The organism is Sphingobium xenophagum (genome assembly GCF_031457465.1).
GTDB lineage: Bacteria > Pseudomonadota > Alphaproteobacteria > Sphingomonadales > Sphingomonadaceae > Sphingobium > Sphingobium xenophagum_A.
Genome location: NZ_JAVDWV010000028.1, coordinates 22,537 through 33,748 on the forward strand (window position 1 = coordinate 22,537; position 11,212 = coordinate 33,748).

Sequence of the window (11,212 nt, forward strand, 5' to 3'; positions counted from 1 at the left end):
CATATTTTTGGGCGCCAGCGGAACAGGGCGAGACTTGCACCGACTGGAAGCGGGCCTTCAGGAAAGAGTGAACTGGTGTTCTTCGTTCACCGTGCCGCGAACTCCGGTCGGCATCCGTACCAGCGGCAGCGCGCGCGCGGTCCGGGCCGAAATCAGCAGTTCGCCGTCGGCTTCCTCGAGCAGCCATTCGCGGTCGTCGTAGAACGTCTCCCCCTTGGGTGAAACGAAGCCGTAAGCCGGACCGAACGAAACCATCCGCCAAGGCTTGAAGCCCAGCGCGGTCAGACGGTCGGCCGCACCATCGCGCGCGCAGATCGCATCGGTCGGCGTGAAAGCCTTGACGACGTCCAGATTCATCGAATCGAGCCCGTTCAGGATCGCGTCGCTGATGCCGAACGCTACCTTGATCGGCAGGCGACGCATGAACATTTCCGAACGCGAGGCATCAAAGATGAAATTTTCGGCGATCGCTACGCAGCCTTCCAGTTCCGCAACTGCGATCTGGTAAGGCCAGAAATGCGCGTACTCCGACGATCCGGAAGTGACCAGAACGGTCGAGCCGGCCCCCACGCCCATGCGTTCGAACACCGTCATACCAAAACGCGAATCCGCATGGACATCGCGAAAGCTGACGGGATAACTGCGCGTCCCGTGCACGGTGCGAATACAGCCGATCATCATGAGGCTGTCATCCGCGGGCGACCCCATGATCGGCTTTTCGATTGCGCTCACTCGTCCTCTCCTATCTCGTGGCAGGTGCAGCCGGCCGACATTTGCCCGACCGGCTTTTTGTGCGACGCTCAGGCGTCGGTAAGCACCTTGGGATCGGAGATCTTGAACAGCTTAGCCGCCGTCAAGCCCAGGATGTCGGCCTTTTCCTTTTCCGTAATGTCGATGTCGCGGAAATTCTCGGCGATTGCCTCGCGAGAGTAGGGGAACGACCCCTCCAGATGTGGATAGTCGGTCGCGAACATCAGCGTCTGGTGGCCGAGAACGTGACGGTTCTCGACGGCGGAGCGGTCGTGCGAGAAAGCGGCCTTGACCTGCTGCGCGATGATTTCGCTTGGCTTGCGGCTGAGCTTGGGGCGGACATAATGCAGGTGCGCCGGGTAGATCTCGTCGAGGATCTCGGCGATATAGTTGAGGTATGACGAGCCGCATTCCATAGTCGCTACCGTCAACTTGGGGTGACGGTCGAGCGCGCCGCTCGCAACCAGGTAAGTGACCGCGTCAATCGGACCGCGACCGGACAGCATGTAGTTGATGAGAGCGGCGCCCATACCGCGCTCCATCGTCGTCGCACCGCCGGTGCCCGAATGTAGGATTAGCGGCATGTCAGCCGCCTCGGCCACAGACCACACTTTATCCCATTCGTCGGAATTGTAGGCGGCTACGTTGGCGGGCAGGCGCCCCGGAATCATGGCAGTGGTGTAACCGGCGTCGACGCAACGCTTCAACTCGCTCGCAGCATCGTCAATACTCGACATTGGCAGAATCGCGGCGGGCACGAAGATGTCGCGGTGCGACTTGAAGTGGTCTAGCAGCCAGTCGTTGTAGATTTCGCACGAAGCGATCTCGAGCTCGCGGTCACCAAGCCGAGAAGTGAGGAGGCCTACGGTGGGATAGATCACTTCGGCATCTACACCGTCGCGGATCATGTCCTTGATGCGCAAGTCGATCTCGTAGCGACCAATTTTTTCGTTGCCCGAAACCCCGTCAGCGACCTGCATCTTGAGCAGCACCTGTCCGTTGCCGTCGACGAAGAAGTTCTTCTCGTCTTTGCGCGGCATCAGCCCCCTGTCCTTCATGCTCGCGGGCAGCTTGTCGGCCCATAGCGAGCGAGGTTCGACGACGTGAGAATCGCAGCTGAAGACGTAGGGCTTCATGGTTCGGGGTCTCCCGGGGATTTAGTGTTTCTAACAAGCGTCCGGTATGAAGGTGCGCACCCAGCGAGTCAAGGTTCCGCCGTTCACGCTTGTGATCTTATAATGATCGCAAGGTAGATTCGTTGACACCTCTCTCGCTATCTGGTCGCCTGTGTCATGCAGTCCCGTTTCGCGTGGTTTCGCTGCCGTTCGGCACGGTGATCATTCCTGGGGAATGCCGGCCGGGCAGCTCCGCGACATGACGGAACGTTCAGACCAACGAGAGGAGAAAGTCTGACATGAGCGCGCGTCAAACCCTGATGGACATGGTGAACCAGCCCGGCTGCTACACGATGCCACAGTCCGAACTGGTGCCGCTTCAGTTGGCGGCGGCACGCGAACTGCTTGCCGAACGGCGCGAGCAGTTGCCGGTTTTGGACCGAAGGGCGCGGGAAGCGGGAGTTGAACGGATCGAGACGCTGGACGACCTGATCCCGCTGCTGTTCTCACACACTACGTTCAAGTCCTATCCTAACGCCTTTATCCGAAACGGTCAGTGGGACCGTATGACCCGGTGGCTGGGCACGCTGACGACCCGATCGATGGACAATGTCGATCTGGAAAATGTTGCAGATATCGATGACTGGGTCAGTCGGCTTTGGTCGGCAGGCCACCTTGTCAATACGACTAGTGGAACGTCGGGCAAGGTCTCGTTTCTCAACCGGACAATCGGCGACGACCAATTGCTGCGCCGCTATCTGGAGCGGATGTGCTGGCCCGATCCGATCGTACCGGAACAGAAGCATCACCTTTTCTTCCTTGGCCCTCGCAGCGGACCTTATCTGCTGCTGGTAGCTGCAAATCACGTCGCACGCATGTACGGTCGACCGGATTCACTGCACTATCTGTCTGATGAGCCACTCAAGCTGGTCGATATAACCCGCATGGCGGAAATGCGCCTGAAGATGGCGGAAGGCAGTGCGACGCCGAGTGAGATCGCGGCAGCAGAAGAATCCGCCAAGGCCAAGGCGGCCGAGATGGCCGGGCGCTTCGCTGTGATGATCGATATGATTGGCGATTTGCGCCGCGAGCCGATGGTCATCATCGGTGGCTGGCTGCAGATGTGGCAGATCATGGAAGGCTTGCGCTCGCGCGGCGTCGGCAATGGCGAATTCCACCCCGACACGGTGATACAGAGCGGCGGCGGACTGAAGGGTGCCAACCTGCCGGCCGACTATCGCGAGCAGCTATTCGAATTCTTTGGCGATGTCCGCACTCAGCAGGGTTTCGGCATGTCTGAGATGTCAGCTGGATTCCCCATGGATCGGGACAGATATTACCACCAAGTCCCGTGGATCATACCCTTTGTCCTCGACCGGGACGGGATCAAGCCGGCCGGTCCACGCGAGGGCGTGGTCGAAGGCAGGTTCGCCTATCTTGATTTGTCAAACGAGGCCCGCTGGAACGGGCTGATCACCGGCGACCGCGTAAAGCTCGATTTTCGCGAGACGAGGCCGGAGACGCGCCTGCCGGGCCTGGTCGTGCATCCCGAAATCTCGCGCTACGCCGAGATTGGTGAGGAAGACAAGATCGGCTGCGCTGGCACTATCGACGCCTATATCAGCGGGGAGATCGGCGCATGAGCGAACTGGCAGGCGCAGCCGTGGCCAATGTGCCGCACTTCATCCAAGGCGAACTTGTCGTCGGTGACGACGGGCGTTTTGGCCGATTCACCACGCCGACTCTGGCGATCGACGCGCTGGTCTGGCCGCGCTCGGCACCGGGGCCGGCCTTCTGCACCCCGTTGGCCGAGGTCATGGACATCCTCGTCGCGACCGGCGAACGGTTGCAGACCGACCCTTCGGGCTTTCTTGCAGAAGCTTATGACGCGATGGTTCGAGTCGGCGACCTCGATAGCGGCGTCCTAAAGCGGGCATATCAGCAACTGCCACCCCTGTTTGCGCGCGAATGGCTGGAGTTTCTCGTTCAGGGGGAACTTGGGGGCGCGGATCTTCTTGATGACTGGCGCGAAGTGATCGATCCGTCGGGTCGCCGGTCGCGCTACCGCGCCTTTCCACCGCGGTTGGTGCATGTCCTCGCGGGAAATGCGCCCGGTGTTGCGGCGATATCCATTATCCGCGGCGCTCTGACCAAGGGCGTGAACCTTCTGAAGCTGCCGTCGAACGACTTGTTCACCGCCACTGCCATCCTGCGCACGATGGCCGAAGTGGCGCCGGGACATCCCGTGGTCCGCAGCTTCTCGGCGGTCTACTGGAAAGGGGGGGATGAGACAGTCGAGAAATTCCTGCTGCGCCCGATCTTCTTCGACAAGCTGGTCGCATGGGGCGGCGAGGGGGCGTTGCGCAGCGCCAAGCAGTATGTCGGTCCTGGCTTCGAACTGGTAGCCTTCGATCCCAAGACCTCGATCTCTATGATCGGACGAGAAGCTTTCGCCAGCCGCGAAGCTATTGCCGAGGCGGCCGAGGCCGCGGCCATCGACAGCTGCCTTTATGACCAGTCGGCTTGCACGGCGAGCCGGTTCCAGTTCGTCGAGGCGTCGATGGAAGAGGCAGAGGCTTTCTGCGAAATGCTGCAGGCCGAAATGGGCAAAGAGCGCCTTACCGCCTCCGGCGGCGGAACCGTGCACGTGCCTGCCGAGGTGCGTGAGGAACTGCAATCGCTCCGAGATCTCGAACCGTTTTACCGCGTCTTTGGCGATTGCGACGGAAAGGGGTTAGTGATCCTGTCCGAGGATCCGGTCGATTTTCATCCGGCAGGCAAGACCGTAAACGTGGTGACGGTTGCCAGCCTAGATGATGCACTGCGGTTCACGAGCGTGGCCACGCAAACGGTTGGCATTTATCCGGCAGAGCGCAAGGAAGCGCTGCGCGAAAAGCTGGCCGCAGCCGGAGCGCAGCGGATCGTCACTCTAGGTGCCGCGCTAGGAGGCGGTGTGGGTATTCCGCACGACGGCTTCTTCCCGCTGCACCGGCTGGTTCGCTGGGTCACCGACGAGGGATGATGAGCGACGTCAGGGCATCACAAACGTGAAATTTCCCTGCTGCCTTTCCTTCGGGCGGACGTATGTTAGAAAAATGGCGCCAAGTCAGATCCGGTCAATATGGCTGAGGTCGTGATCGCCCGGCGACTACAGAAGAGAGATTGATGGAATTGTCCACCCAGTCGCGGATTCCCGACCACGTACCGGCGTCGCTGGTGATCGAGGGTCATCCGTGGCAGGGCGGCGATGTCCCGCCGCACGATTGGCTTGAGCGGATCGCGGCGAGAGGCGGCCTGCGCTATGCGTTGCACGGGCCGCTTCCACAGGACGACGACGCAGGTTGCTGGATCGCGACCGAGGCAAAGGCAATTCGATCGATCCTGATTGACCACCGCAACTTCGTCAGCAGGGATTCCACCGGGGTAGGCAAACTGCTTGGCGAAGATTTGGTGCTTGCGCCGCTGGAATCGGATGCGCCCAACCATCAGGCTCTGCGTGCTATCTTGCAACCATGGTTCCAGCCGGCCGCCGTGAAGGCGCGGCAGGAGCGGATCGACGCGCTCTCGCGCGACTTGATCGAACGGTTTGCCGACCGCGGACATTGTGAGTTCGTCAGCGAGTTCGCGATAAGGTTGCCGACACAGATTTTCGTGGAGTTGATGGGCCTGCCGGTCGACGACCTACCACAACTTCTCGAATGGGAATACATTGCGATGGGCCGCAAAGGTGCGCACCTGCTTGCCGAGACCTGGCTTAAGATCCGCAGCTACATGGACGAAGCTATAGCCGATCGTCGTAATGCGCCGCGGGACGATCTGCTGAGCCAAATCATCCGCTCCACTGATGCCCGTGCTGTCGACCCTGAGGGCGAGGCGTTGGGCATGGCTCTGATCCTGTTTGCCGCCGGTCTTGATACGGTCGTCACCGCGCTCGGCTGGCATTTCATGCATTTGGCCGAGCATCAGGATGAACAGGCCCGATTGCGCCGTGAACCCGACCTCATCCCGGCGGCGATTGAGGAACTGCTACGCCTCTATTCGTTTACTACGCTGACCCGCATGGCGGTTCGTGACGTCGAGATCGACGGGGTGCTTATCAAGGCGGGCGAACGTGTTGTGTGCCCGACCGCTTTGGGATCGCGCGATCCCGCCGATTATGTCGAACCGGGCCAATCCGATTTCGATCGCGGCGCGCGACGGCACCTTGCTTTTGGTTTCGGCCAACACATCTGCATCGGCATGCACCTCGCTCGCCTTGAACTTATTGGCGCGATGCGTGCGTGGCTGGCGGCGGTGCCGCAATTCCGCATGCCCAAAGGCTACCGACCACCGTGGCACGGTGGTATCAGTTTTGGCCTGGATGAACTTCGGCTCGAATGGGAACCCGCAAAGAACATGCAAGAAGCGACATGCGGAGTGGATGAATGAAGGACAAGGATAAGCGGATCGTGCCAGACGGCACGCTTGACGACAAGGTGATCATCATCACCGGCGCAAGCCAAGGTGTAGGCCTTGCCGCCGCATATGGTTTCGCTAAAGCGGGCGCAACTGTGGTGATCTGCGCGCGTCGCGGCGCGATCGTGAAGGACGTGGGCGCCGAGATCGAAAGCATGGGTGGCCGTGCCTTGGGCGTCGAGCGCGACATCACTAACGAGGAGTCGGTCAAGGCGCTGATCGACATCACCCTCAAGACCTATGGCCGCATCGATGGCCTTTTCAACAACGCTGGTGTCGACGCCGAAAAAGTGCCGCTTTGCGACGTGACCTTTGAGGACTGGAAATACGTCCACGACGTCAAAATCCACGGCAGCTTCCTGACCATCAAATATGCCATCCCGGTGATGATCGCCAACGGCGGTGGCGCGATCGTTAACAACGGTTCGACGGTGGCGCATCGCGCCTTAACCCCGGCGCCATATGCATCTTCGTCTCAGGCGGCCATCATTGGCCTTACCAAAGTCGCGGCTGCAACCTATGCCAAGCAGGGCATCCGCGTGAACATGCTCACCACCGGGGGCATGCTGAGGCAGGAGCGCGAGGGTACCGATTACGAGGGCATGCTGGCCCCGATCCTTGCGACGATTCCGCAAGGCCGGATGGGCCGACCGTGGGAAGACGCGCAAGTCGCTGCCTGGCTGTTGTCGGATTATGCCTCCTACGTCAACGGCACCGAGATCGCGGTCGATGGCGCCTCGCTCGCGGGTGCCGGCAACAACATCCTTGGCCTCTAAGATCGACCAGCGGATCCACGAAACAGAAAAGAACAGAATCGGAGAAGGCGATGAAAGTAGGCGATCTTGAGATCATCCAGATCTTGGATGGCGAGTGGACTACCCCGCTGCCGCCCGGCATCCCCGACATGACGCCGGAAGAAAAGGCGCTGCACAGCAACTATCTTATGCCTGACAAGTCGATGGCGCAGTTGGGGGCTTTTCTCGTGCGCACCGGAAATCAGGTCGTGCTGATCGATGCCGGGCTCGGCCCGAACGAACATGCCTGTAGCCACGGCGATTGCGGCCACCCCGAGCATCAGAAGAAGCCGACCATGCCACGCGCCGACATCGAGGACTTCTTCCGTTCCAAAGGCGCATCCGAGGCGCAGGTGGCATGGTTTACCGACATGCTCGACGTACAGAAACTTGAGCACGGATGGCTTGCTGACAATCTGGCGCGGACGGGCGTGCGGCCCGACGAGATCACCGACGTCGTACTTTCGCACCTCCACCCCGATCACATGGGCTGGGTCGCGCATGGGGGACTGCCCTTCTTCCCCAAGGCTAAGCTTTGGGCGCATCAGTCGGACGCGGACTATTTCCTGAGCGAGACTGCGCCCGACGAGACCACTTTCAAGATCATGCTCGGCGTCGAGCCGACGAAGGACCGCATGCAGCCGGCGCACAGTCAGATCGAGCTGTGGGACAAGGATCGGACAATCGCCCCTGGGATCGATCTTCGTCACCTGCCCGGGCATACTCCCGGTAGTTCGATCGCCGTGATTTCTTCGGGCGAGGACCGGGCGATGGTTCTGGGCGATGTCATTCACTGCCCGCTCGAACTGGTGGACAACGACTTTGCGATTATGGCCGACATCGATCCGGTCATGGCCAAGCATTCTAAAGACATCCTGCGCAAAGAGCTGGAAGGAACGAATGTCCATGTCTCGTCTTCCCACTTCCCTGGCCTCGAATTCGGGCGCCTGATGAAGGGCGAGGGCAAGCGCTACTGGGCCTGGGCATGAACGTAATTTTCCCCGCGTGCGTGCGGGAACACCAAAATCGCCCCGCACTATCATGACGTGGTAGAATATCTGGAGAAATTCATTGACCAACGGTTCATCGTTCACCCTTGCCAACATGCTGGAGGCGAATGCCCGCAACTATGCGGACCATCCTGCATGGGTGTTTCAGGGCAATACCCTGACGCATGGGCAATATCTCGATCGGGGACGCAGGCTCGCCTCGGCTTGGACCAAGCTGGGGCTGATCCGGCAGGAGCGCGTGGCGGTAATGAGCCGCAACTGCCTTGAGATTTGCGAAGTTTATGCTGCTTCCGAAGTGGGCGGCTTCGTCACCGCGACGGTTAGTTTCCGCTTCGCTCCGCCCGAAGTGGTTTATGTCGTCAACGACAGCATGCCAAAAATCTTTGTCTTCGAGGAGGAATTCGCGGACCTGATCGACGGCATCCGCGATTCGCTGGAAACGGTCGAGCATTTCGTCTGCATCGGCAAGGCGCCCGCTTGGGCCACTTCGTACGGCGATGTCATCGCGACCGGCGACGCCGACTTTTGGGCGCAAGTGGCGAACGACGACTTGTGCTCGCTGATCTATACCAGCGGCACGACTGGGCGGCCCAAGGGCGTGATGCTTACTCACGGCGGCAAGGCGGCCTGCGCCGAATCGATCAGCGCACTGATGATGGCTGGCCCGGCCGATCGCATCCTGCTGATGATGCCAATGTTCCATGTCGGCGCGAAGGATATGTCGCTCGGGCAGAGCTGGCGCGCGGGCACCGTGTACCTTCACCGCGACTTCGATCCGGAACTCATCCTGCAGACGATCCAGGATGAGAAGATCACAATCACCCACATGGCGCCGACGATGGTGCAGATGGTGCTTGACCATCCCCGGATCGACGAGTTTGACCTCAGCAGCCTTAGGATGATCGTCTATTCGGCTGCCGCAATGCCAACTGCGCTCCTGCGCCGCGGCCTCGATAAGCTGGGCAACGTATTCCTGCAAATGTATGGGCAGACTGAGGGGTCGGGCATCATCCTGCCGATCGAAGACCATCAGCCCGACGCCGAGGAGCGCTATCGCCGCCGACTACAGTCGATCGGCATCCCGTTCCCGGGTGTGCAGGTCCGGCTCGTCAACGACGACGGTCAGGATTGCGCTATCGACGAGCCGGGCGAGATCCTGCTGCGCGGCCCCATCATGATGAAGGGTTACTGGAACAAGTCTGACGCTACTCTAGAGACGCTGCGTGACGGTTGGCTGCATACCGGTGACATGGGTAAGTTCGACGACGACGGGTATATTTATCTGGTCGACCGCAAGAAGGACATGATCGTTTCGGGCGGCGAGAACATCTATTCGCGCGAAGTCGAGGAAGCGATTTACCAGCACGACGCTGTCGCCAACGCGGCGGTGATCGGCGTGCCAGACGAGAAGTGGGGCGAGGCCGTGCGCGCGGTCGTCCAACTCCGCGTGGGTGCGAGCGTGGGCGAGGCCGAACTCATCGCTCACTGCCGCACTCTCATAGCCGGCTACAAATGTCCCAAGAGCATCGTTTTCGCCGACGATCTGCCAAAACTTGCGAGCGGCAAGATCAATAAGCTCGCCATCCGCAAGGAGCATGGCAGGCCGTAGTCGCTGAGCGAGCGGCGTCGGTGCGGGGCAGATCGGCGGACAGGCGGTGGCCTGCCCGCCGATCGTTCGCAACAGATCAATCCGCCATCAGAAAACCGTAAGCGCAAAAACCTCCCCACATTTTCGTAGCTGCTGAACTGGCTATGTTTTGTCCCTCGTTTGAGGGCTGTCATAGTGGCTGATGATGTAAGAACATTCGAAACAGGTTTCGAACGGCAGGAGGGTCAGGGGCCCTCGCGTATGGACGTCATTCCAGCAGGGCCGGCGCCGCGCCGCTGGTCAGCCGAAGCTAGTTGTTTAGCTGTCTGGTTGCGAGACATCATTGGCGTAAGATAGTACGTCGTCGACTTTATTCATAAGATCGTCCGATGCCTTCGGCTTGTAACGAGGATTGGCGAGCGCGGGCATAAGGCCGATCCGTTGCTCTACCTTCTGGCATGGTGAACTGCCTTGGAGCACGCGCTGTCGTCGCCGATTGTAGGCACGGTTGAAGCCGGTCAGCAGGATTTCAAGATCAGCATGGCCGGCGACATTGATGCCCATCACTTCGCTGGCGATGCGGCCGTTGAAGCGTTCGACCATGCCATTGGTTTGCGGCGTATAGGGCCGCGTCGTGCGGTGAATGACCTTGATCTTTGCGCAGGCGCGTTCGAAATCGTCGGCGGTAAAGCAGGATCCCCGATCCGTCAGGACGTGGGTGATACGGAAAGGGAAGGCCTTTCTGGCAGCCTTGAGGAAGGCGATGGCGTTGGCGGCATTCTCGGCGTCATAGACTTCGAGATGGACGAAGCGTGAGCAGCGATCAATGGCGACGTAGAGGAAGCGCTTGCGGGTGTCGCCGTCCGCAGTGCGCAGCTTGGGCAAGTGCTTCACGTCGATGTGGACAAAGCCCAGGTCATAGTCCTGGAAGCGCCCCTGTCCTTTGCGCGGCTGCGTCGTGGGTTTGGGTGGGCGGCGGTTGAGCCCCTCGGCCTTGAGCACCCGATAGATGCTGTCGCGATTGAGGTGTGGCAGGAAGTGCCGGAGCACGAAGGTGAGATCATCCAGGGCGAAGCCAGTCGACCTGCGCACAGCGCAGATGATGGCGCGCTCTTCCTCGGTCATGCACCAAGTCAGGCGCTTGGGCCGGCTTGAGCGATCCTGGACCGCCTGCTCGCCGCGTCTGCGCCACTTGCGGACCGTCTCGTCGCTGATGCCATAGCGCTTTGCGACGACACTGGCGGGCTCGGTAGAACGAGCGATTTCCGCCCGCACAACAGCCGTGGTTCGGGCCTGGGGATGTATCTGCACCATCACGAAACCTCATCAGCAAAAGCGGCAAAGCGCCACGCGTGCTCCGCAATGGCGCTACTTACCATGTCCCAATGATGTCTCGCAACCAGACACCTAGCATTACAGTTGCGTATTGCATGAAACTCTGAATCAATGGGTCTCCATGGTAAGGAGGCCGTGGATGACGGGTGCATCGATCGAAGCGAC

Annotated in this window: 9 protein-coding genes; 6 read left to right on the forward strand and 3 right to left on the reverse strand. The window is 60.3% G+C overall.

The genetic code is table 11. The features are described 5' to 3' along the window. Positions 1–57: 57 nt before the first annotated feature. Both J2W40_RS19450 and J2W40_RS19455 read right to left on the reverse strand, forming a co-directional pair. Positions 58–732, reverse strand: coding sequence for a hypothetical protein (locus tag J2W40_RS19450; RefSeq protein ID WP_310227620.1), 675 nt, complete (start codon positions 730–732; stop codon positions 58–60). Between the two features lie 68 nt (positions 733–800). Beyond that, a complete protein-coding gene (locus tag J2W40_RS19455; RefSeq protein ID WP_310227621.1) occupies positions 801–1,886 on the reverse strand; it encodes an amidohydrolase family protein in 1,086 nt (361 codons plus the stop codon). Positions 1,887–2,185: 299 nt separating this feature from the next. On the opposite strand from J2W40_RS19455, the gene J2W40_RS19460 reads away from it, so the two are divergent. The 6 genes from J2W40_RS19460 (at position 2,186) to J2W40_RS19485 (ending at position 9,733) form a co-directional block, all read left to right on the forward strand. Beyond that, positions 2,186–3,508: a hypothetical protein gene (locus tag J2W40_RS19460; RefSeq protein WP_310227622.1), complete on the forward strand. Its 1,323-nt coding sequence runs from the start codon at positions 2,186–2,188 to the stop codon at positions 3,506–3,508. Continuing rightward, positions 3,505–4,887 carry an acyl-CoA reductase gene (locus tag J2W40_RS19465; protein WP_310227623.1) on the forward strand — a complete coding sequence of 461 codons (1,383 nt, stop codon included), beginning with the start codon at positions 3,505–3,507 and terminating at the stop codon, positions 4,885–4,887. Before J2W40_RS19460 ends, J2W40_RS19465 begins: the two co-directional genes overlap by 4 nt. A 143-nt stretch (positions 4,888–5,030) precedes the next feature. Beyond that, entirely contained in the window at positions 5,031–6,293 is a 1,263-nt protein-coding gene (locus J2W40_RS19470; RefSeq protein ID WP_310227624.1) for a cytochrome P450, read from the forward strand. After that, entirely contained in the window at positions 6,290–7,096 is an 807-nt protein-coding gene (locus J2W40_RS19475) for an SDR family NAD(P)-dependent oxidoreductase (protein WP_310227625.1), read from the forward strand. Before J2W40_RS19470 ends, J2W40_RS19475 begins: the two co-directional genes overlap by 4 nt. Positions 7,097–7,146: 50 nt before the next feature. Continuing rightward, positions 7,147–8,103 carry an MBL fold metallo-hydrolase gene (locus tag J2W40_RS19480; RefSeq protein WP_310227626.1) on the forward strand — a complete coding sequence of 319 codons (957 nt, stop codon included), beginning with the start codon at positions 7,147–7,149 and terminating at the stop codon, positions 8,101–8,103. Between the two features lie 82 nt (positions 8,104–8,185). Continuing rightward, complete coding sequence (locus tag J2W40_RS19485) at positions 8,186–9,733, forward strand: long-chain-fatty-acid--CoA ligase (RefSeq protein ID WP_310227627.1); 1,548 nt, start codon at positions 8,186–8,188, stop codon at positions 9,731–9,733. A gap of 297 nt (positions 9,734–10,030) precedes the next feature. Here the strand turns inward: J2W40_RS19485 and J2W40_RS19490 are convergent, their stop codons facing one another. Beyond that, positions 10,031–11,026, reverse strand: a complete 996-nt coding sequence (locus J2W40_RS19490) for an IS481 family transposase (protein WP_310227628.1) — start codon at positions 11,024–11,026, stop codon at positions 10,031–10,033. Positions 11,027–11,212: the final 186 nt, after the last annotated feature.

Excerpts from the sequence above, each read along its gene's own strand:
- J2W40_RS19470 (WP_310227624.1), top strand. The coding sequence starts at position 5,031 with ATGGAATTGTCCACCCAGTCGCGGATTCCCGACCACGTACCGGCGTCG.
- J2W40_RS19465 (WP_310227623.1), top strand. The coding sequence starts at position 3,505 with ATGAGCGAACTGGCAGGCGCAGCCGTGGCCAATGTGCCGCACTTCATC.
- J2W40_RS19490 (WP_310227628.1), bottom strand. The coding sequence starts at position 11,026 with ATGGTGCAGATACATCCCCAGGCCCGAACCACGGCTGTTGTGCGGGCG.
- J2W40_RS19455 (WP_310227621.1), bottom strand. The coding sequence starts at position 1,886 with ATGAAGCCCTACGTCTTCAGCTGCGATTCTCACGTCGTCGAACCTCGC.
- J2W40_RS19460 (WP_310227622.1), top strand. The coding sequence starts at position 2,186 with ATGGACATGGTGAACCAGCCCGGCTGCTACACGATGCCACAGTCCGAA.
- J2W40_RS19475 (WP_310227625.1), top strand. The coding sequence starts at position 6,290 with ATGAAGGACAAGGATAAGCGGATCGTGCCAGACGGCACGCTTGACGAC.
- J2W40_RS19480 (WP_310227626.1), top strand. The coding sequence starts at position 7,147 with ATGAAAGTAGGCGATCTTGAGATCATCCAGATCTTGGATGGCGAGTGG.